Genomic DNA, 19,322 nt, shown 5'->3' with positions numbered 1-19,322 from the left:
CGCGCGCTTCTCAGCGCCGGTGCGTGCATTTCAGCCCGTCCGGCGTTTGAGGACGAGGCCGTTCAGGCCGAAGCGGGGGTCTGGGGGCGGCAGCCCCCAGGGATGGGACGGGTAGGGGCGGCGGGGGCGAAAATCGATGGGCCGTACCACCCCGCGCCCGTACCATCGCGACCATGCCAAGACCCCAGGGCTTCCAGTACGAGGACCGCCCCGACGGCACCGTCCTGATCACGCACTCCGGCCGCGAGGCAACAGTCCTGCGCGGCTCCCGAGCGGACCAGTTCCGCCACGAGGTCACCACGGCCGACCCGCAGCTCGTCATGGCCCGCTGGACGGGAAACTACAAACGCGGCAACGAACGCACGGCACGCAACCACCCCCGCAACCGCCACTGAACCGCCGCTGAAACCCCACTCAGCCGATTGGCCCCCAGGTAAGGGAACGGCAAAACACCCTCGCTCGTTCACCGGGCATGACAGCTATGACCCCCGGCTCGAACATCCCTCTTCCCACCGCGCGCGTGACGGTGGACGTCGCCGCCCCGGTGCGGCTCGACGTATCGGGCCTGCTGCTCACCGCCGACGGCAAGGTGCGCTCGGACGACGACTTCATCTTCTACAACCAGCCGAGCGGCCCTGGCGTGACGTACCGCTCGGGCGGCGGCACCGCCCCCGACGCGATCACGGTAGACACCGCGGCCGTACCCCCCGGCATCGAGAAGATCGTCGTCACCGCCAGCCCGGACGCCCCCGGCCAGACCTTCCAGGGCATCGAACCCACGGCCACGATCCGCAACGCGGACGACAACAGCGCCCTGGCCACCTTCACGCCCCCGCAGCTCGGCGCCGAGACGGCCCTGGTGGTCGTGGAGATCTATCTGCGCAACGGCGTCTGGAAGGCCCGCGCGGTGGGCCAGGGATACGCCAACGGCCTGGCGGGCATCGCCACCGACTTCGGCGTCAGCGTGGAAGAACCGGCGCCCACCCCGGCTCCCGTAGCACCGCCCCAGCCGGTCACCCCGCCGCCGCCCCCGCCGGCCCCCACGCCCACGATGCAGTCCCCGGTCACCCCGCCGGCCCCTGCCATGTCCCCGCCCCCGGCCGCCCCCGCCCCCGGCGCCGGAAAGATCAACCTCGACAAGGGCCGGGTCAGCCTCCAGAAGAACCAGACGGTGTCCCTGATGAAGGGCGGCCGCCCCCTGCTCTCCCAGGTCCAGATGGGCCTCGGCTGGGAGCCGGCGTACCGCGGCAAGGACATCGACCTGGACGCCTCGGTCATCGCGTACGGCCCGCAGCGCAACCACATCGACAGCTGCTACTTCGGCAAGCTCCAGATCGTGAACGGCGCGATCCGTCACTCGGGCGACAACCTCACCGGCGAGGGCGGCGGAGACGACGAGGTGATCACCGTAGACCTCGGCCGCCTCCCGCAGGACGTCACCGGCCTGGTCTTCACCGTCAACTCCTTCACCGGCCAGAAGTTCACCGAGGTCGCCAAGGCCTACTGCCGCCTCCTGGACGCCTCGACCGGCGAGGAACTGGTCCGCTTCGACCTCACCAGCGCCGAACCGCAGACGGGCGTGATCATGGCCAAGCTGATCCGCCAGTTCTCCGGCGAGTGGGAGATGACGGCGATCGGCGACTTCGTCAAGTCGCGGACGGTGCGCGGCATGGTGAAGCCCGCGGCCCAGTCGCTGTAGCGGCCGAGTCGAGTCGATACGAACGCCGGGGCGCCCCGACCGCGGGGGCGGCCCGGCGTTCGGTCGTCTAGAACAGCGCGCTGTACGCGTTCAGCGCGGGCTGCCCGCCGAGATGGGCGTAGAGCACCGTGGAGTCCCGGCCGATCTCTCCCCGCGAGACCAGGTCGATCATCCCGGCCATCGACTTCCCCTCGTACACGGGGTCGGTGACCATCCCCTCGGTCCGGGCGGCGAGCCGCATCGCCGCGAGCGTCGCCTCGTCGGGAATCCCGTACGTGCCCGCGTGGTAGCGCTCGTCCAGCTCGACGTCGGCTTCCGTCAACTCCTTCTGTACGCCGATGAGTTGCCCGGTGCCCTGCGCGATCCGCGCGATCTGCTCCCGGGTGCGGACGGGGGCGGCGGACGCGTCGATGCCGATGACCCGTCGGGTGCGCCCGCCCGCCTCCTCCAGCGCACGGAATCCGGCGACCATGCCGGCCTGCGTCGACCCGGTGACCGAGCAGACGATCACGGTGTCGAAGAAGACGCCCAACTCCCGTTCCTGATCGGCGACTTCGTACGCCCACCCGGCGAAGCCCAGGCCGCCGAGCGGATGGTCGGAGGCGCCGGCAGGAATGGCGTACGGCTTCCCACCCCCCTCCTCGACCTCCCTGAGTGCCTGCTCCCAGCTCTCCTTGAAGCCGATCCCGAACCCGGCGCGCACGAGCCGTACGTCCGCGCCGGCAAGGCGGCTGATGAGGATGTTGCCGACCTTGTCGTACACCGAGTCGGGCCACTCCACCCAACTCTCCTGCACCAGCACGCACTTGAGTCCCGCGCGGGCGGCACAGGCGGCGACCTGACGGGTGTGGTTGGACTGCACCCCGCCGATGGAGGCGAGCGTGTCGCAGCCCTTGGCGAGCGCGTCGGCGACCAGGTACTCCAGCTTGCGGGTCTTGTTGCCGCCGTACGCCACACCGGAGTTGCAGTCCTCGCGCTTGGCCCACAGGGACGCGCCGCCGAGGTGTTCGGTGAGGCGGTCCAGCCGGTGCACCGGTGAGGGGCCGAAGAGCAGCGGGTAACGCTCGTACGAGGAGAGGGACATGGAGCCTCCTTGGCTCAGTCGGAGTCGGCCAGGTCCACGAGGGTGCGCCAGATCTCAGCGGTGACGCGGACCGCCTCGTCCACGTCCTTGTCCCCGCAGGCCGCGATCAGCCGTTCGTGCAGTCCGGGCGACCGGCACGTGCCGCCCTCACCGAAGCGGCGTCGCTCCAGCCGGCGGATGAGGGGGGTGTAGCGGGCGACGGTGGCCGCGGCGGCGCGGTTGCCGCTGACCCGGACGAGGACGTCGTGCAGTTCGTCGTCGGCGTGCAGGGCGGTGTCGACGTCGCCCGCGCGGACGGCGGCGGCGAACCGCTCGTTGGCGGCCCGCATCTTCTCGATGTCCGCGGCGAACAGCCGGGGCACGGCGACCCGGGTGGCCAGCTCGTGCATGGCTCCGACGACGGCCGCCGCGTCCCGTACGTCGCCCGCGACGACCGGAGTCACCCGCGTATAGCTCTGCGGCTTGCTCTCCAGCAGCCCCTCGTCCACGAGCCGCGAGAACGCCTCCCGCACCGGCGCCCGCGACAGCCCCAGCCGCTCGGCGAACTCTCCGTCCCGCACGACCGCACCGGGCTCGATCTCACCGGCGACGATGGCGTCCCGTATCGCTTCGTAGGCACGGTCGCGGAGCAGGGTGCGCGGTATGGCTTCCACAAACTGAAATGTTAGATGTCAGTCACGGCGCCGGACAAGGGTGTGCCCCGCACCGAAGTGCGGGGCACACCCTGCACACCCTGACTACGCGACCCAGGGCCAGTCGGCGTCCCGTGCGCTCTCGAGAAGCGGCACCATCCGGAACGCCGCGTCCGACAGGCCACCGAAGGTGTGGCGGTTGCCACGGCCCGACGGGCCGTGGCCCGCCCGGTACCCGGCGAGGTTCCAGGTGTAGACCGGCACGCGGGCCGGCACCTGCTCGGTGGGGTCGCCGTGGTGGCTGTACGCGGCCTGCTCGTCCGTGATGATCAGGACGCGGTCATGCTTCTTGTAGTGCTTGCGCACCGCCTCGGTGGTATCGGTACCGCCGAGGTCACCGAAGCGGTCGAGCACCTTCAGTACGGACTCGCCCTTGCGGAAGCGGATCCGGTTGCTGCTCGTGCCGAACTCGACGAGATCCGCGTCCGCCGCCCGCAGCGCGAGCGCCGTACCGAAGATCGCCGCGGCGTCCGCCCGGTTCAGCTCCGAGCGGTCGGACAGGCGCGACCAGAACATCGAGCCCGAGCGGTCGACGAGCACCAGCGTGCGGCCCGGCAGCGCGGGCACGTTGGCCAGCGAGTGACCGAGTGCCTGCTCCAGCGGGTACGACCAGCGCAGCGACGGGGCGTGCTGGTACGCGGCGAGGTAGCGGAACGGGAACTGCCGCGAGCGCGCCACCTCCGCCGGGTCGCTGATCTTCGCGGCGACCTGGGCCGCCACCTCGTCCGAGACACCGGCCTCGTCGAAGTTCCGCAGGTTGCGGACCAGTGCCATGGCGCCCATGGACGGGATCACGGCCTCCCAGGCCGCCTTGTCCATCGGGCCCTGCAGCCAGCCGGCCAGCGCCTCCCAGGTGATGCCCGCGTCCGCGAGACGCTGCGCGCCGCCCGCACCGGTCACGACCCTGCGCCGCTTGGCGGGCCGCAGTGCCATCAGGTCACGGTGGGCCGCCAGAACCGGCAGCGACTTGGGCACCACAGCCGTGTCCGGGTTGTGCCGGCGGTCGAGGGCGTACTGGAACAGGTCGCCCTGCCACGGCTTCTGAGGATCCGGCGCGGCGTGCACCAGGTTCAGGATGTCGCCGAAGCGGTAGCCCTTGGACGCCGTGTCGTACTTCAGGAGCGACTTGGCGCTGTAGAGGCGGCGTACGGCGTCGGCGACGCCACGCTTCACGGGCTTCGGGATGGCTCGGCCGTACCGCGAAGTCCAGTACGCGAGCAGCTCGCCGGGCTCGTCGGGGCGGCGCAGCACGGAGTCGATGACCTGCCGGTTGGACGGGCCGTCCGTCGCGCCGGCGTCGAGGCGCGCCTTCACGTATTCAGCGGCGCCCACGATCGAGGCCGTACGCAGGTTGCCCTCACCGCGCAGCCAGCCGAGCAGGCCCGCGGTCCACTCCGGGTCCTCGACGGCGACCCGGCGTACGAGCTCGGCGAACCGGTCGTCGCGGGCCTCGCCGCTCTCGTAAAAGGTCTGCTGCGCGACGAAGTTGGCGATCGAGAGGAGAAAGAGCTCGGAGCGTGCGTCACGCTCCTGACCCCGGCCGCCCTGGTGGGTACGCAGAACGCGCCCGGTCGACGTCACGCGGGAAGTGGGCTGTGCCCTGGTGTTCTTGGTGTTGAAACGCGCCATGGTGAATTCCCCCGAATTCATTGATTTTCCAAGGGGGAGGCGCAGCAAATGGAATGTGCCCGAGGTCAGGAGTCGGCGACGGAACAGTCAGATGCTCTGCCGATTGAGCTACACCGACCCTGAGTCGATGACGGGACTCGAACCCGCAACCCTCTGATCCCAGAAGTAACCGTTGCCTGCGCACCGGGCACACACCATCTGCTGCGCCTCCCGAGATCAAGTCGGCGGCGGCGTGGATTCTTTGAGAGAGAAGTAGCCGCAGCCTGCGCACCGGGAGGTGCGTGACATGCATGAAATTGTGGTGTCCAGAGTTCAAGGCCGGCGGAACCGACGTAGGTGCTCTAACCCCTGAGCTACACCGGCGCGTTGTACCGGTGGCGGGACTCGAACCCGCGGCCGCCCCATTATCAGTGGAAGTAGGTCCTGCCTTCGCACCTGGACATGCATCACTGTAGGAGGCGTACCGCGGGCCGGGCCATTGAATTAATCAGCCGCGCTTCTGGCGCTTCCAAGGGCCGGTAATCGCGACCATGATGCCCGGGTCCTGAATGTTCGCGTACAGGATGCGGCCGCAGGGCGAGAAGGTGACGCCGGTGAACTCGCTGTACTCGGGCTCCTCTTCGGTGCCGACGTTGAGGTCGTTGCGGGCGATGGGGTACGTCCGACCGCTGTCCGTCGCGCCGAACAGGTGCTGGATGCCCTCGCCGTCCTCGGCGAGGATCAGGCCGCCGTACGGGGAGACGGTGATGTTGTCGGGGCCGTCGAGGGCGCCGTCCTTGGACGGGTCGGCGTTCACGCCGAGCAGGACCTTCAGGGTGAGGGTGCGGCGCTTGGGGTCGTAGAACCAGACCTGGCCGTCGTGCGGCTGTCCGGGGCTCTCCGCGCGGGCGTACGAGGAGACGATGTACGCGCCGCCGTCGCCCCACCACATGCCCTCCAGCTTGCGGCAGCGGGTGACCTGGCCGGTGGTGAACTGCTTGCGCACGGAGGTCGTCCTGGCGTCGCGGTCGGGGACGTCGATCCAGTCGACGCCGTAGACCGTGCCGATCTTGGTGGCGCGGGAGAGGTCGTCGACGAACTTGCCGCCGGAGTCGAAACACTTGAAGGCCTCGAACGTGCCCGCGTCGTCGGCGAGGGTGCGCAGCTTGCCGCGGCCGTGGCGGAAGCCCTCGGGCGGGGTCCAGCGGTACAGCAGGCCGTTGGGGTTGGACGCGTCCTCGGTCAGGTAGGCGTGGCCGCGCTTGGGGTCGATGACAACGGCCTCGTGGGCGTAGCGGCCCAGCGCCTTGATGGGCTTGGGGTTCTTGTTGGCGCGGCGGTCGGAGGGGTCGACCTCGAAGACGTAGCCGTGGTCCTTGGTCATGCCCCTGGAGCCGGCCTTGTCCTCGGTCTCCTCGCAGGTGAGCCAGGTGTTCCAAGGGGTGCTGCCGCCGGCGCAGTTGGTGGAGGTGCCGGCGATGCCGACCCACTCGGCGACCTCGCCGCCGGGGCGGACCTCGACGACCGTGCAGCCGCCGGCCGCGGCCGGGTCGTAGACGAGGCCCTCGGCGAGCGGGACCGGGGCGTCCGCGTCGGCGTACGGGCCGCCGATCTCGTGGTTGTTGACCAGCAGCGTGGTGCCGCGCGGGCCGTCGAAGGCGGCGGTGCCGTCGTGGTTGGACGGGGTGGTCTCGCCCGACTCCAGCTTGGTCTTGCCGCTGTAGGTGATGACGCGGTACTTGAAGCCGGCGGGCAGCGCGAGGATGCCGTCGGGGTCGGGGATCAGCGGCCCGTACCCGACCCGGCCGTACGCGGCGTCCGTTCCCTCGGCCTCGCTCTCGACGTCGGTGGAGGCGAGCGCGTTCGGTGCGGTGGCGAGGGCGCCGACACTGCCCGCGAGCGCGACACCGGCACCGGTGATCGCGGAGCTTCTGGCAAAGTCCCTACGGGTGAGCGACATGCGTACTCCTGTAACGGTGGGTATGCCGTGGAGGGTGGCGAACCTCGGTATTCGGCCACCACGCTCCCGCTCACGTGTGAACTGCGGTTGAACTCCGGGGATCTCCAGAACACACGCTTCCACGAACGCCGCCAGGGGCGCGGGGAACTGCGCGACCAGCCACGACGAGCCCGCACCCGCCCGACAAGCTCACCCCCCTTGCTGCGACCGCGCCTTGAACGCCGCCTTCCGCGCCTCCTTCGCAACCCGCTTGTCCGGATGCAACCGCCCCATCGCCTCCAGCACATCCGCGGTGGCCGGATGCTCCACCCGCCAGGCCGCCGCGAAGAACCCCCCGTGCTGCTGAGCGAGCCCCTCCACCAGCCCCCTCAGCTCATCGGAATTACCCTCGGCCGCAAGCTGCGCGGCAACCGTGTCGATGGTCAGCCAGAACACCATCGCCTCGGACGGCGCGGGCACGTCCGGCGCCCCGTGCTCGGTGAGCCAGACCCGCGCCAGCCCGCCCAGTTCCGCGTCGTCGAGCACTTCCCGCAGCGCGGGCTCGGCCTCCGCGCCGACGAGTGACAGTGCCTGCTGGCAGCGCAGCCTCCGCAGTGGGGCGCCCTCGTCGGCCCCGCGCGCCGCGGCCAGCAACTCCCGCGCCGCGGCGAGGGGGTCGCGGCGGGCCAGCCACTGCTCGGTCTCGGCCTGCGCGGCGGCCGGCGGGAAGACGGAGGTCCCGTCGAGCAGCGCGTCGGCGCCCTTGTCCGCGAGATCGCCGACGGCCGGCGCCTCGACCCCGGCCTCCAGCAGCCGCGCCCGCAGCCCGTAGAGCCCGAGCGGGGTCAGCCTGACCATGCCGTAGCGGGAGACGTCCGTGTCGTCGACCGGTGACGCGGGCTCCTCGTCGGCGTCGGCCATCAGCGCCTCGTCGACCGGCTGGAACTCGACGAGACCGACGGGCGCCAGCATCCGGAACTGGTCGTCGAGGCGCATCATCGCGTCGGAGACCTGCTCCAGGACGTCGTTGGTGGGCTCCCCCATGTCGCTGGGCACGATCATGGACGCGGCGAGCGCGGGCAGCGGCACCGGCCCGCCGCCCGGACCGTCCTCGCTGACCGTCAGCACATACAGGTTGGCCAGCACTCCGTCGAGGAACTGCGCCTCCGCTTCGGGGTCCCAGTCGAGGGAGGAGAAGTCGATGCCGCCGCCCTCGTCGACCGCCTCGACCAGGTCGTCGAGGTCCGGGACGCTCGCGTCGGCGAGCACCGTCTCCAGCGCTCCGAGCCACACCGCGAGCACGTCGTGGGGCGAGCCGCCGGTGAGCAGGGCGAGGTCGTCGCCCGTCACGACCGTGCCCTCCTCCTCGTCGGCGATCTCGACGAGGCCGGTGTCGACGGCCACCCGCCAGGCCTCGCTGGCGCAGGCGGCGGCGTCGTCGCCGGTCAGCCCGAGGGCCTCGGCGGCGGCGGGCAACTGCTCGTCGACGAGCCCGCCACCGGCGTCGACGCGGGTCTCGGGTCCGGCCCAGCGGGCGAGCCGTGCCGCGCGGGACAGCAACGGCGTGGACAGCGCGTCCCGCGCCAGCTCCGCTTCGGGGTGCAGCCGCACCGGCGGCAGGGGGGAGCTGTCAGACATGAACTGGTTCTCCTCGGGCGCGTTCTACCACTTAGACGCTCAGCGTAGACGGATTTACACCCATGCCGCCCGGTTCATCTCCCGGTCAGGCCCTGTACATGGCTGAAACCTTGACAACTGGCGTGATCAGGCAGGAGATTGACGCGCGTAGAAACAGGGGGACAACTGTTCACTCTTTCCTGGGCTGTTCACTCTTTTCTACGCGCGTCATACGCGCCTCATGCGCCACCCTCGCACCACCTGGCTCCACCTCGCGCCACCCCTGCACCACCTCGCACCACTCTCGTCCCGGCGCCCACGTACATCCCCGGAGGGATCCCTTGCCGAGCAGGAGTTCCACGCGCCTCGCCGCGCTCACCGTCGCCGCCGTCTGTTCCGCGGCGTCCACCATCGCCCTGACCTCTCCCGCGCACGCGGACACCGTGCGCATCCATGACATTCAGGGCACCACCCGAATATCCCCGTACGCCGGAAAGACGGTCACGGACATGGCCGGAATCGTCACCGGCGTCCGCACCTACGGCCAGTCCAAGGGCTTCTGGATCCAGGATCAGAGCGCGGACGACAACCCGGCCACGAGTGAGGGCGTCTTCGTCTTCACCAGCTCCACCCCGAAGGTCGCCGTCGGCGACTCGGTGCTCGTGTCGGGCACCATCTCGGAGTACGTCCCGGGCGGGACCTCCTCCGGCAACCAGTCGATCACCGAGATCACCCGCCCGACGATCACCGTCGTCTCCAGCGGCAACGCGCTCCCGGCCGCGACGAAGATCGACGCGAAGTCGGTGCCCGCGGCCTACGCCCCGGCCGGCGACACCGCCGCGAACGGTTCGGTCAACGGCCTGCCGCTCCAGCCGTCGCAGTACGCCCTGGACCGCTACGAGTCCCTGGAGGGCATGAACGTCCAGGTCTCCGACACCCGCGTGGTCGGCGCCACCGACCCGTTCACCGAGCTGTGGGTCACGGTCAAGCCGTGGGAGAACCGCAACAGCCGCGGCGGCACGGTCTACGGCACCTACACCTCGCAGAACACCGGCCGGCTGCAGATCCAGTCACTCGGCAAGGTCGCCGACTTCCCGGCCGCGAACGTGGGCGACACCCTCACCGGCGCCACCTCCGGCCCGCTGGACTACAACCAGTTCGGCGGCTACACGCTCGTCGCCAATGAGATCGGCACGCTGAAGAGCGGCGGCCTGGAGCGGGAGACGACCCGCAAGCAGTCCCGGAGCGAGCTGGCGGTGGCGACGTACAACGTCGAGAACCTCGACCCGTCCGACTCCTCCTTCGAGGAGCACGCGGCTGCGATCGTGAACAACCTGCAGTCGCCCGACATCCTGTCCTTGGAGGAGATCCAGGACAACAACGGCTCGGCCAACGACGGTACGGTGGCCGCCGATCAGACGGTGCGGAAGCTGATCGACGCGATCGCCGCCGCGGGCGGGCCGACGTACGACTGGCGCTCCATCGACCCGGCGAACAACACGGACGGCGGCGAGCCCGGCGGCAACATCCGCCAGGTGTTCCTGTTCAACCCGGAGCGGGTCTCCTTCACCGACCGTGCGGGCGGCGACGCGACGACCGCCGTCGGCGTCACCAAGGTGCACGGCAGGGCGCAGCTGACGGCCTCCCCCGGTCGTATCGATCCCGCCGACACGGCCTGGGCGAACAGCCGTAAGCCGCTGGTGGGCGAGTTCACGTTCCGTGGGAAGTCGGTCTTCCTGATCGCCAACCACTTCAACTCCAAGGGTGGCGACCAGGGTCTGACCTCGCAGTACCAGCCGCCGGTCCGCAGCTCGGAGACCCAGCGGCACGCCCAGGCGACGGCGGTGAACGCCTTCGTCAAGGACATCCTGGCCAAGCAGCGGAACGCGGACGTGATCACGCTCGGCGACATCAACGACTTCGAGTTCTCCGGCACCACGAAGATCCTCGAGTCCGACGGCGCCCTGTGGTCGGCGATCAAGTCGCTGCCGAAGAGCGAGCGTTACACGTACGACTACCAGGGCAACAGCCAGGTCCTGGACCAGATCCTGATCTCCCCGTCGATCCGCTACAGCTGCGACTTCACGTACGACAGCGTGCACATCAACGCGGAGTTCAACGACCAGATCAGCGACCACGACCCGCAGGTGCTGCGGTTCCGCCCGTAACACCGTGTGCTCAGGGCTGGCTGAACACCCCGTCCAGCCAGCCCTTCCACATGTCCTCGTCCGTCTTGGCGTCGGCGTCCGGGGCGAAGTCGTGGACGGACATACCGACCATGTAGCCCCAGTGGTTGCGGCCGAAGAAGCGGATCAACGCGTCGTCCGTGCGCAGACCGAGGAAGTACGGGTTGCGGAAGTCGACGACGGCATCGATGACTTGGCCCTCGGGACCCCGCACGCGCACGCGCTCGCCCTCCGCCGTGTCGTCGGCGAGCCCGAGCGCGCGACACACGGTGACGAACGCGTCGGAGGTCTTCGAGGCCTCGGGTCCGTCGAAGGTGGCGAAGGCAGTGAGCGGGCGGCCCCGGAAGCGGGTGAGGTACTCGCGCAGGGTGTGCATGTAGAAGTCGGTGTGCCGGTTGGCGCCGTCGTACTGGTTGTCCCAGTCGTCGACGAAGATGCCGCTGTGCACATACCGCACCCAGGCGCGCCGGCCCTCGTCGCGCGGCTCGATGGTGTAGTCGAGCTGGTTGGCGGTCTGCTCGGAGATCCCGTCGACGTCCTCGACGCGGTTGGTGTAGCGGTGCGGCGGGTCCCAGGCGGTGATCGTGGATCCGAAGGGGCCCTTGCCGCCCTCACGCGGCTCGGGCGCCTCCATCGGCCACAGCCAGCCACCCGTTCCGGCGGTGACGGCCTCCCACACCTCCTCGGGCGTGGCGTCGACCTCAAACTCGCGGGCGATCTCGAATTCCTTGGACATGGTGCGCTCCTGGTCACTGACTCTCGTGGGTGGTCTCGGGTTTGACCGTGGGATGGAAGGCCACGACGATCCGGTGGTCGCGGCCGCCCTCGGCGTCCGGGGCGTCGTACTTGCGGAGCAGTCCGCTCACGCCGGCGGTGAGTTCCTCGATGAAGGCGGCCCGGTCGGCGGCCGAGGCGAACCGCACCTCACCGTCCAGCGCGAAGGTGGCGAGGCGTTTACGGGCCTTCGCCGCGCCGGTGATCAGCGAACCGACGTCCCGGACGAGCCGGGCGCCGACCGCCAGCAGCCAGCGCGCGGAGAGCTGGTCCCGGAAGCGGTCCGGGTCGGGCTGCACGGCGGCAAGCGCCAGCGGCGAGATGACGTACGACGCCGCGGTCGCCTGCATCAGCCGCTCGGTGACATTGCCCTTGCGGCGCTCTCCGGCCAGCTCGACCAGGCCGTGCCGCTCCAGCGCCTTGAGGTGGTAGTTCACCTTCTGCCGGGGCAGCCCCACCTTGCCGGCCAGCATGGCGGCCGAGGCGGGCCCGGCCGCCAGCTCGGCGAGCAGCCGGGCCCTGATGGGGTCCAGGGATACGGCTGCGGCCTCGGGGTCTTCGATCACGGTCACGTCCAGCATGGGTCCACGGTCTCACCGAAAACTTTTTTTGTCCAGGAGGGGTAAGTGTTCGGTGGGGTCAGTCGGGGATGAGGCCGAGGGCGTGGTCGTAGCGGCTGACGGTGCTGCCCTTCAGCCCAGGCCAGCTCTGCACGCGCTGCCACTGGGCCGTGGGCGAGCCGATACCGTCACCCGGCGCGGCGAGCGCGTCGATATGAGCCTGGGCGCTCTCCCACTCGGCGTAGTTGAGGACCCTGGTGCCATCGGTGCTCAGGTGGAAGTGGGCGGACATCCCACCGGGGTGCGGGTCGGCCTCGCTCTCCAGCGCGTCGAAGACCGCATCCACCCAGGCGCGCTGCCGGTCGGGGTCGGGTCCCTCGAATTCGATGTCGACGATCACAATGCACCCGGGGATACGCGTGTCGCCGTCGCGGTCGCCGCTGCGGTAGCGCCGGTACCGGCCGAGGTGCAGCCGCTCGATGCCCGGCACCGCGGTGTCGATCTCGTCGTTGCGCTCCTGCCGATGCGTCTTCCGGAAAGCCTCGTAGGCCTGCTCGCTCGCCCACTGCGAGTAGTGCATCAGGGTTGTGCCGTCGTGCCCGGTGTAGATGTGGTACCCGAGCAGGTCAGAGGCGGGCCACGGACGGCGTTCCCATGTGGCCGCGATCGCCTCGACGGTCTGCTTCTGCCGCTCGGGCGTCCCCACCCGCCAGGTACTGAAGAAGGGCGCGCCGACCTCCGGGCGGGTGAGGTCGGGGTGGGCGTCGGTACGGCGGGTCATGTCGGTCTCCTGATCGCTGGGCGATGCCTGTACCGACCACCCTCCGACCTCAACCAAGGTTCAGGTCAAGCCGATTCCGCCCGCGCATTACCTTCTCTTCCATGAACACGCGAAGCACATCCGCGGGCATGATCGGCCGACTGATGACCATGACCGCGCACCCGGGCAAGGGCGAGGAACTCGCCGCGCTCCTGCTGAGGGTCGCGGAGGGACTGCACGGCTTCCCGGGCTGTGAGATCTATCTGATCAGCCGGGACTCGGCCGATCCGGACACGGTGCATGTAACCGAGGTCTGGCGGGACGAGTCCGATGCGCAGGCGGCACTCGCCGCGCCGCCGACCGCCGGTGCTCCGGCCCCCGCGGACGTCCTCGCGCTGCTGTCGTCGCCACCGCAGCGCACGGATCTCACTGTCCTCGGCGGAGTGGGACTTCCCGCGGCGGACGACCGGAGCTGATGCGAGGCGGCTCAGAGGTGACCGTTGCAGCGGCGCCGCGGCGGACGACCGAAGCTGACCGGCGCAGCTAAGTGGTGGCCGTCGTGGCGGCCCCGCGACGGAAGACCGGAGCTGACGCGACGCGGCTCAGTGGTGGCCGTTGTGGCGGCGCCGCAGCAGGCCCGCCGCGACCACCGCGCCCGCGGCGGCGCCGGCGACGACGACCGGCCGGGGGTGCCGCAGGCCGGCCTGGACGACGTTCGCGACGGGACGCGGGACGTTGTGCTCCACGGTGTGGCCGGCCTTGGTGGCGCTGCTGCGCAACTGCACGGTCATCGCGCCGGCCTTGTCCTTGAGGTCGGCGGCGCGGGTCTTCAGGTGGGCCTTGTCGGCCAACTCCTCGACGGTACGGCCGAGTCGGCCCCTGGCGTGTTCGAGCTGCTGCCGCAGTTCGTCGGGGCCCTTGGCCCCGCCGCCCGTGACCTCCGGCGCTGTCCTGTGCGTCATCGTGGTGCCTTTCCCGGGTGGTGCCCTGCCTCTTCGGAACATCCGGGTACCCGCACCTGCCCCCGCTACCCCCTCCCGCCACCGCCGGTCCCGCGCTCGCCGAGCCGGGCCAGCTGGGTCTGGAACCAGTCGAGGCGGGCCTGCAACAGGGCCGCCTCCGCGACGAGTTCGGGCACATCGAGACCGGCCGCCGAGATCGCCGTACCGCCGCTCCCCGCGATCACCCGCACCCCCTCCCCCGCCAGCCGCGCGAACCCGGCGAGCGACACGGACGTACGACCGCGCACGCAGCCCCCGCAGGAGGGGGCCAGCGCGTACCAGCCGGGCCTGCCCCAGCCGGCGTCGGCGAGGGCCGCCGCGACGGCGCCGCACGCGCAGGGTCCGACGGTCGCGGTGCGCACCCGCTGCCGGGCGTACCGGAAACCGCGCTCGAACCGGATGTAGGCGCCCAGGACGGAGACTTCGAGCAGCACGGCCGCGCGGTGCTCGGCGGTGGTGAGGAGCGCCTCGGCCGCCGTACGGTCATGCACGCAGTGGAAACCGCAGTCGCAGCGGCGGTGCGGCGCGCGGTGCCGCAGTCCGTAGACGCACTGGGCCTCGTCGAGAACCCCGTACGGCAGCGCGCCGCCCAGCGACACACCGGTGAACCCGGCCCGGGTGCCGTCCTGGGACAGCATCGGGTGGGCGATCTTGTATCCGGTCGGCGGCTCCGTCGGGCGTTCCTCCGGAAGCCGCAGCCTCATCGGGCGACCGGCACCTCTTCGGGCGTGGACGCCTCGACTTCCGTGATCTCTTCGGGAAGTTCGAGTTCTTCCTCGTGACTGACCGGCCGCTCTTCCGCGACTCCGGTGGCAAGTGCCTTGCCGAGCTTCATGACGCCTCCCATGACCTGCCGTCGGTTGACCGTCTGGGCCATGGTGACCCATGAGGGGCGGGCTTGGACATAGGGCCTCGGGACGATCGTGCGCGCGCCGTCCCCCCGTTGTCGCAGCAACCCTTACCCATACCTCGTAGCAGAATTAAGTGGAGCTACGCGATCGCCCTGCCGAGACTACTGCCATGACGACTTCCGGCTCCCCCTTCGGCCGTGCCCTCTGCGCCATGATCACGCCCTTCACCGAGGAGGGCGCGCTCGACCTCGACGGCGCGCAGCGGCTCGCCGAGCGGCTGGTGTCGGAGGGCTGCGACGGACTGGTGCTCTCCGGTACGACGGGCGAGTCCCCGACCACCACGGACGCCGAGAAGTCGGCGCTCGTCGCGGCTGTCCGGGAGGCGGTCGGCGACCGGGCGTCCATCGTGGCGGGCGTCGGCACCTTCGACACCCGGCACACGGTCGAACTCGCACTGGAGGCCGAAAAGGCAGGCGCGGACGGCCTGTTGGTCGTAGCCCCGTACTACAGCAAGCCCCCGCAGGACGCCGTAGAGGCCCACTTCCGCGATGTGGCCGACGCCGCCGGACTGCCGGTCGTCCTGTACGACATCCCCGGCCGCACCGGCACCCGCATCGAGCCGGACACCGTGATCCGACTGGCCGAGCACCCCCGAGTCGTGGCAGTGAAGGACTGCTCGTACGACTTCCTCGGCACCCAAAAGGTCCTCTCTCGCACCGACTTGGCGTACTACGCCGGCTGCGACGAGCACAACCTCGCCCTCTACGCGGTGGGCGCGACGGGCTACATCAGCACGGTCGCCAACGTGGTCCCCCGCCAACTCCGCTCCGTCCTCGACGCGTTCGACGCCGGAAACACGACGGAGGCGGCCCGCCTCCAGCAACGGGCCACTCCCCTCATCGAGTTGATGATGTCGGCCGGCCTGCCCGGCACGGTCACGACGAAGGCCCTGCTCAGCGAACTGGGCCTGCCCGCGGGCCCGGTCCGCGCCCCACTGCGGCGCGCTGGCCGGGAGGCGGTCGACGGACTGCTGGCGACGTACGAGGAGTTCATGGCTACGGGCTGAAGCGAAAGGCCCGGGGGCCGTTCCGCATGGCTGCGGCACGGCCCCCGGGCCTGGTACGGGCACGGACCAGCTACGGGTTGGTAGTACCGCTCTCAGCCCCAGCGGTACCCGTCGCCGAACAGCAGGAAGTGCTCCAGTACGTCCTCCATCGGGTCGTCCACCTGGCCGACGTTGATCAAGCCAACCCGGGGGCCGTTGTGCGAGGCCGTGTTGGTCTCGTCGGCGTGCGCGGCACCCGCCGGGAGCCAGCACACCATCACCGCGGTGACCGCCCCGGTCAGCAGCCGTGCCACGGTCCTCGCCCGCTCGTTCGTCATCGCTCAGTCCCTTGTTACGTGATACGCGGTTCGGCAGTTGATCGGACGCTGCGTCCACCCGTTCATCTGCCTAAACCTTGATCAGGTCACGTGAGGTAACCCGATCGTGCGCTGCGAGGGCGGGGTGTGTACCCGTACGGGTGGGTGCAGTTGTGGGTGTCGTCGGATTCGTCCGGAGACCGCAAAACGCGATCCGGGACCGGTCCCGCGCCTGTGCCGATACCTTCCGTCGGGTGTCCGTAGCCGAGAAAAAGAGACCACCCGCACCGGTCATCGCAGCGGTTGTGCTCTGGGCCCTGCCGGCCGTCTTCCTTCTCCTCGTGAGTGTGGTCGGAGCCCTGGCAAAGGGCGACCCAGCCATACTCTTGTTCGTCCTTCTGGGGTTCCTACCTGGCATGACAGCCCTAGGCCTGTGGCAAGGCAACCGTGGAGCCAGGGTCGTGGCAATCGTGCAGGGATTCGTGGTCTATGGCGGGATCACGATGATCCTTTTGCTCTCCGTGCCCCGGTCGTCCCGTGACTGGTTCACCCCAGACTTCCTGAAAGAACCCTCCGAAGACCCCCTGGAAGAGTCCCACCGACAGAGCTGACCATGGCCGGAACGATCAACCGGTCGAACTGCTAACGCCGACAACTGTCGATAGCTCAGCACGTCAGAACCTTGATCGAGTAGGCGGCTGCACACCACGGCAGCCCTTCCGCGAGTTGCTGGCCCGTCGACGTGCCTGGTCCGACAGGCGACTGACCAGGAGCGCAGCCAGACGATGTCGGCGTAGGTCGCTCTCCTTGCGCAAGTTCCTGCAAGTTCCTGGCCTCCACGTGGCATTGGGCGCAAGATCGGGCACGGATGCTCCGACGACGCGAGGAGACAGCGATGGCTCTGATCAAACTCGGCCAGGACCCGGAGAGCCCCGACGGCAAGTCGCCCACCATCTACCTGGACGATGAGAAGGGCACTTATCTCGTGCAGGGCTGGAAGGTGGTAGACGAGACCCGTCGTAGGCAGCTGGACCTTCCCGGCCACGAGGACGTGATCGAGATCCCGAAGCGCATGGTGCAGTTCTTCCCGGAGGTGAACGGCGGTGGCGGTGCCGACGCTTGAGGACCGGCTGCGCCACTGCACCCGTTCCGCCGTCCATCTGGAGATGCGCGACGAGTACATGCGCTCCGACCCCCGGTTCATCGCCTGGCGCAACGGTGTCCGCAACGACCCGGCTGACAGCGATCCGGAGCGTCGGCCGTGGCTGCGGCTCGTCGCCGACCTCGTGGGCCAGGGAGTTGACGTCCGCAGGGCGCGCATCGTGTCGGAGCCGGTGTCGGACTACATCCGTTTCGAGCACCACCTGACGGGCCCCAGCGTAGAGGCGGGCGAACAAGTGCGTTGGCTACCGCGCCGTCGCACATCCCGGCTGGCACTGCCCGGCAATGACTTCTGGCTCTTCGACGGCAGCTCCGTGCTTTTCCACTACTTCGCCGGCGATGGCGAACTCGCCCCGGACGACGAGGAGTACACCGACGACCCGGCCGTCGTGAAGCTCTGCGCGGACGCGTTCGAGGCCGTGTGGGACCTGGCTGTGCCGCACGCGGACTACCGGCTCACCTGATCCACAAGTGCCCAGCGTGACCTCATCAAGCGTTCAGCAAGCACGGCAGGCCCTCGGTTAGCGTCTTCGCGAGATCCGCAAGGACGCTGGCCTGACAGCGCGTGAACTTGCCCATCGGGCGGGCTGGCACGAGTCGAAGTGCTCGCGACTTGAGAACGGGCGCACACCCCCGTCGGATACCGATATCCGGACCTACACGACACTCTGCGCTGCCCAGCACCAGACCGCCGACCTGATCGCCACAGCACGAGGCATCGAGGGTGCCTACGTCCAGTGGCGTCGAATGGAGCGGGCGGGCCTGACGCACGTCCAGCAGTCCGTGGCGCCGCTGTTCGAGCGCACGCGCCGCTTCCGTGCCTACCAGTCCTGGGTGATCCCCGGCCTGCTCCAGTCGGCCGCGTACACACGTGCCGTGCTAAGCACCGTGGCCCACCTCCGCGACGTACCGGACGACATCGAGGACGCCGTCGCCGTGCGGATGGAGCGGCAGCGAATCCTCCACTCCGGCGACCATCGATTCGCGATGCTCGTCGAGGAGTGGGTGCTGCGCACGGTCATCGGCGACAACGACACCATGGCCGGGGCGCTGGGCCACCTCATCTCTGTCGCCTCGCTGCCCTCGGTCAGCCTCGGCATCATTCCCCTCGGCACTCCGCGTGGCGCCGGATGGCCTGTTGAGTCATTCACCATGTACGACGACGCACAGGTCAACGTGGAACTCGTCTCCGCACACCTGACCGTCACGCAGCCCGGCGAGATAGCCGAGTACGCGAAGGCGTTCGCCGAACTGTCCACGCTCGCCGTGTACGGAGCCCAGGCCCGTTCACTCATCACCACCGCGATCAATGCCCTTCGGTAACCGCCCCGCAAGTCCGTACAAGTTCATGGACCCAAGGTCACTGCCGCGCCCAGCCTGGGACTTATGAGGCAACAGACGTATCCCGACCCCTGCCCCGTAGAGCTGCCGACCGGCTTCAACGCCTGGTTGCTGGACTGTGCACCCGCACCGGGCTGCGAAGTCTGCACCGCCAACTGGAAACAGCTCAACACCGCCAAGGACGACGGGAACATCACAAGGGCCGCGAGGCACGCCACAGAGATCAGGGACCACAGTTCCGGGGTTCACCAATGATGGACATGCAGACCTACCGGGATCGCCGCACGCAGGCCACAGACGCAGCGGAGGCGATCCGAGCGGCCCTGGCCGGTCTCAGCCTCCCCGAAAGCGTGTGGAGCAGTGTGCGGCCGATGGTGACCCACAACGGCAAGCCGTACGTACACCTGGGCATGATCCGCGCGGCCGCAGCCGAGCGCATAGCCGAGGCCATGGGAACTTCGGCCAAGCTTGAGCCCGTTGAGTAGCCCGGCCGGGCTTCCCTGCCTCCGGTGGTGTGGCGGCACGCTAGTCACAGCATCGCTGCCGGGCTCGCTCGCCCCCAAGTGCGTGTCATCCCCAAACGCATGGGAGCAGCCGACTGTGCACCCGGCAAGAGTTCCTTGCGGTCAGAATTTCCCTACATCCATCAAGGCCCGCGCACGGCGCGGGCGCGCGCCGCCCCTGCGG

22 protein-coding genes and 1 pseudogene are annotated in these 19,322 nt (G+C 69.6%); 11 read left to right on the top strand and 12 right to left on the bottom strand.

Going from position 1 to position 19,322, the window contains the following annotated elements; genetic code table 11:
• The first annotated feature begins 173 nt into the window (after positions 1-173).
• Both OG828_RS37455 and OG828_RS37450 read left to right on the top strand, forming a co-directional pair.
• Positions 174-395: a hypothetical protein gene (locus OG828_RS37455; RefSeq protein ID WP_210575706.1), complete on the top strand. Its 222-nt coding sequence runs from the start codon at positions 174-176 to the stop codon at positions 393-395.
• Positions 396-481: 86 nt separating this feature from the next.
• On the top strand, positions 482-1,699 hold the full coding sequence (locus OG828_RS37450; RefSeq protein WP_328505010.1) for a TerD family protein: 1,218 nt from the start codon (positions 482-484) through the stop codon (positions 1,697-1,699).
• Between the two features lie 67 nt (positions 1,700-1,766).
• On the opposite strand, the gene OG828_RS37445 is transcribed toward OG828_RS37450, so the two are convergent.
• The 5 genes from OG828_RS37445 to OG828_RS37425 form a co-directional block, all read right to left on the bottom strand.
• Positions 1,767-2,783, bottom strand: coding sequence for a 1-aminocyclopropane-1-carboxylate deaminase (locus OG828_RS37445; RefSeq protein WP_328503685.1), 1,017 nt, complete (start codon positions 2,781-2,783; stop codon positions 1,767-1,769).
• A 14-nt stretch (positions 2,784-2,797) separates the two neighbouring features.
• On the bottom strand, positions 2,798-3,427 hold the full coding sequence (locus tag OG828_RS37440) for a GntR family transcriptional regulator (protein ID WP_328505009.1): 630 nt from the start codon (positions 3,425-3,427) through the stop codon (positions 2,798-2,800).
• A gap of 93 nt (positions 3,428-3,520) precedes the next feature.
• On the bottom strand, positions 3,521-5,104 hold the full coding sequence (locus OG828_RS37435; RefSeq protein ID WP_328503684.1) for a TROVE domain-containing protein: 1,584 nt from the start codon (positions 5,102-5,104) through the stop codon (positions 3,521-3,523).
• A gap of 487 nt (positions 5,105-5,591) precedes the next feature.
• Positions 5,592-7,043 carry an alkaline phosphatase PhoX gene (locus OG828_RS37430; RefSeq protein WP_328503683.1) on the bottom strand — a complete coding sequence of 484 codons (1,452 nt, stop codon included), beginning with the start codon at positions 7,041-7,043 and terminating at the stop codon, positions 5,592-5,594.
• 189 nt (positions 7,044-7,232) lie between these two features.
• The gene (locus tag OG828_RS37425; protein WP_328503682.1) at positions 7,233-8,660 is read right to left on the bottom strand and encodes a hypothetical protein; all 1,428 of its coding nucleotides are present in this window, start codon (positions 8,658-8,660) and stop codon (positions 7,233-7,235) included.
• A gap of 320 nt (positions 8,661-8,980) precedes the next feature.
• Between OG828_RS37425 and OG828_RS37420 the strand changes: the two genes are divergently transcribed.
• On the top strand, positions 8,981-10,807 hold the full coding sequence (locus OG828_RS37420) for an endonuclease/exonuclease/phosphatase family protein (RefSeq protein WP_328503681.1): 1,827 nt from the start codon (positions 8,981-8,983) through the stop codon (positions 10,805-10,807).
• A gap of 10 nt (positions 10,808-10,817) precedes the next feature.
• Here the strand turns inward: OG828_RS37420 and OG828_RS37415 are convergent, their stop codons facing one another.
• From OG828_RS37415 to OG828_RS37405, 3 genes are read right to left on the bottom strand one after another with little or no spacing between them, the layout of a single operon-like run.
• Positions 10,818-11,561 carry an SRPBCC family protein gene (locus OG828_RS37415; RefSeq protein WP_328503680.1) on the bottom strand — a complete coding sequence of 248 codons (744 nt, stop codon included), beginning with the start codon at positions 11,559-11,561 and terminating at the stop codon, positions 10,818-10,820.
• Positions 11,562-11,574: 13 nt separating this feature from the next.
• The gene (locus OG828_RS37410; RefSeq protein ID WP_328366859.1) at positions 11,575-12,180 is read right to left on the bottom strand and encodes an ArsR/SmtB family transcription factor; all 606 of its coding nucleotides are present in this window, start codon (positions 12,178-12,180) and stop codon (positions 11,575-11,577) included.
• 58 nt (positions 12,181-12,238) lie between these two features.
• The gene (locus OG828_RS37405) at positions 12,239-12,940 is read right to left on the bottom strand and encodes an antibiotic biosynthesis monooxygenase (protein ID WP_328503679.1); all 702 of its coding nucleotides are present in this window, start codon (positions 12,938-12,940) and stop codon (positions 12,239-12,241) included.
• A gap of 101 nt (positions 12,941-13,041) precedes the next feature.
• On the opposite strand from OG828_RS37405, the gene OG828_RS37400 reads away from it, so the two are divergent.
• Positions 13,042-13,395 (top strand): putative quinol monooxygenase, encoded by a 354-nt coding sequence (locus tag OG828_RS37400; protein ID WP_328503678.1) that lies wholly within the window; start codon positions 13,042-13,044, stop codon positions 13,393-13,395.
• A gap of 126 nt (positions 13,396-13,521) precedes the next feature.
• Here the strand turns inward: OG828_RS37400 and OG828_RS37395 are convergent, their stop codons facing one another.
• The 3 genes from OG828_RS37395 to OG828_RS37385 form a co-directional block, all read right to left on the bottom strand.
• Entirely contained in the window at positions 13,522-13,881 is a 360-nt protein-coding gene (locus tag OG828_RS37395; RefSeq protein WP_328366848.1) for a DUF3618 domain-containing protein, read from the bottom strand.
• A 65-nt stretch (positions 13,882-13,946) separates the two neighbouring features.
• The gene (locus tag OG828_RS37390) at positions 13,947-14,624 is read right to left on the bottom strand and encodes a hypothetical protein (protein WP_328366845.1); all 678 of its coding nucleotides are present in this window, start codon (positions 14,622-14,624) and stop codon (positions 13,947-13,949) included.
• Positions 14,621-14,797, bottom strand: a complete 177-nt coding sequence (locus OG828_RS37385) for a hypothetical protein (RefSeq protein WP_328503677.1) — start codon at positions 14,795-14,797, stop codon at positions 14,621-14,623. The genes OG828_RS37390 and OG828_RS37385 overlap by 4 nt, the downstream gene beginning before the upstream one ends.
• A 143-nt stretch (positions 14,798-14,940) precedes the next feature.
• On the opposite strand from OG828_RS37385, the gene dapA reads away from it, so the two are divergent.
• Entirely contained in the window at positions 14,941-15,837 is an 897-nt protein-coding gene (gene dapA / locus OG828_RS37380; RefSeq protein WP_328503676.1) for a 4-hydroxy-tetrahydrodipicolinate synthase, read from the top strand.
• 92 nt (positions 15,838-15,929) lie between these two features.
• On the opposite strand, the gene OG828_RS37375 is transcribed toward dapA, so the two are convergent.
• Positions 15,930-16,154 (bottom strand): hypothetical protein, encoded by a 225-nt coding sequence (locus tag OG828_RS37375; RefSeq protein WP_210575728.1) that lies wholly within the window; start codon positions 16,152-16,154, stop codon positions 15,930-15,932.
• Between the two features lie 233 nt (positions 16,155-16,387).
• On the opposite strand from OG828_RS37375, the gene OG828_RS37370 reads away from it, so the two are divergent.
• The 6 genes and pseudogenes from OG828_RS37370 (at position 16,388) to OG828_RS37345 (ending at position 19,120) form a co-directional block, all read left to right on the top strand.
• The gene (locus OG828_RS37370; protein ID WP_328503675.1) at positions 16,388-16,744 is read left to right on the top strand and encodes a hypothetical protein; all 357 of its coding nucleotides are present in this window, start codon (positions 16,388-16,390) and stop codon (positions 16,742-16,744) included.
• 284 nt (positions 16,745-17,028) lie between these two features.
• Positions 17,029-17,256, top strand: a complete 228-nt coding sequence (locus OG828_RS37365) for a hypothetical protein (RefSeq protein ID WP_328503674.1) — start codon at positions 17,029-17,031, stop codon at positions 17,254-17,256.
• The gene (locus OG828_RS37360) at positions 17,243-17,758 is read left to right on the top strand and encodes a DUF6879 family protein (RefSeq protein WP_328505008.1); all 516 of its coding nucleotides are present in this window, start codon (positions 17,243-17,245) and stop codon (positions 17,756-17,758) included. The genes OG828_RS37365 and OG828_RS37360 overlap by 14 nt, the downstream gene beginning before the upstream one ends.
• A 73-nt stretch (positions 17,759-17,831) precedes the next feature.
• Positions 17,832-17,966 (top strand): annotated as a pseudogene (locus tag OG828_RS37355) (helix-turn-helix domain-containing protein); the annotation flags it as partial.
• 75 nt (positions 17,967-18,041) lie between these two features.
• Positions 18,042-18,617: a DUF5753 domain-containing protein gene (locus tag OG828_RS37350; protein WP_328503673.1), complete on the top strand. Its 576-nt coding sequence runs from the start codon at positions 18,042-18,044 to the stop codon at positions 18,615-18,617.
• 269 nt (positions 18,618-18,886) lie between these two features.
• Positions 18,887-19,120 (top strand): hypothetical protein, encoded by a 234-nt coding sequence (locus tag OG828_RS37345; protein ID WP_328503672.1) that lies wholly within the window; start codon positions 18,887-18,889, stop codon positions 19,118-19,120.
• Positions 19,121-19,322 lie beyond the last annotated feature (202 nt).

It is taken from the genome of Streptomyces sp. NBC_00457, from assembly GCF_036014015.1.
Taxonomy (GTDB): Bacteria; Actinomycetota; Actinomycetes; order Streptomycetales; family Streptomycetaceae; genus Streptomyces.
The sequence above is the reverse complement of the archived record's forward strand: the minus strand, read 5'-3'. Positions and strand labels throughout refer to the sequence as shown.

Coding starts and splice junctions, on each gene's coding strand:
- OG828_RS37410 (WP_328366859.1), bottom strand. CDS start 12,180: ATGCTGGACGTGACCGTGATCGAAGACCCCGAGGCCGCAGCCGTATCC.
- OG828_RS37350 (WP_328503673.1), top strand. CDS start 18,042: ATGGAGCGGGCGGGCCTGACGCACGTCCAGCAGTCCGTGGCGCCGCTG.
- OG828_RS37375 (WP_210575728.1), bottom strand. CDS start 16,154: ATGACGAACGAGCGGGCGAGGACCGTGGCACGGCTGCTGACCGGGGCG.
- OG828_RS37400 (WP_328503678.1), top strand. CDS start 13,042: ATGAACACGCGAAGCACATCCGCGGGCATGATCGGCCGACTGATGACC.
- OG828_RS37425 (WP_328503682.1), bottom strand. CDS start 8,660: ATGTCTGACAGCTCCCCCCTGCCGCCGGTGCGGCTGCACCCCGAAGCG.
- OG828_RS37430 (WP_328503683.1), bottom strand. CDS start 7,043: ATGTCGCTCACCCGTAGGGACTTTGCCAGAAGCTCCGCGATCACCGGT.
- OG828_RS37365 (WP_328503674.1), top strand. CDS start 17,029: ATGGCTCTGATCAAACTCGGCCAGGACCCGGAGAGCCCCGACGGCAAG.
- OG828_RS37395 (WP_328366848.1), bottom strand. CDS start 13,881: ATGACGCACAGGACAGCGCCGGAGGTCACGGGCGGCGGGGCCAAGGGC.
- OG828_RS37450 (WP_328505010.1), top strand. CDS start 482: ATGACCCCCGGCTCGAACATCCCTCTTCCCACCGCGCGCGTGACGGTG.
- OG828_RS37405 (WP_328503679.1), bottom strand. CDS start 12,940: ATGACCCGCCGTACCGACGCCCACCCCGACCTCACCCGCCCGGAGGTC.
- OG828_RS37390 (WP_328366845.1), bottom strand. CDS start 14,624: ATGAGGCTGCGGCTTCCGGAGGAACGCCCGACGGAGCCGCCGACCGGA.
- OG828_RS37455 (WP_210575706.1), top strand. CDS start 174: ATGCCAAGACCCCAGGGCTTCCAGTACGAGGACCGCCCCGACGGCACC.
- OG828_RS37385 (WP_328503677.1), bottom strand. CDS start 14,797: ATGGCCCAGACGGTCAACCGACGGCAGGTCATGGGAGGCGTCATGAAG.
- OG828_RS37415 (WP_328503680.1), bottom strand. CDS start 11,561: ATGTCCAAGGAATTCGAGATCGCCCGCGAGTTTGAGGTCGACGCCACG.
- OG828_RS37445 (WP_328503685.1), bottom strand. CDS start 2,783: ATGTCCCTCTCCTCGTACGAGCGTTACCCGCTGCTCTTCGGCCCCTCA.
- OG828_RS37435 (WP_328503684.1), bottom strand. CDS start 5,104: ATGGCGCGTTTCAACACCAAGAACACCAGGGCACAGCCCACTTCCCGC.
- dapA (WP_328503676.1), top strand. CDS start 14,941: ATGACGACTTCCGGCTCCCCCTTCGGCCGTGCCCTCTGCGCCATGATC.
- OG828_RS37345 (WP_328503672.1), top strand. CDS start 18,887: ATGATGGACATGCAGACCTACCGGGATCGCCGCACGCAGGCCACAGAC.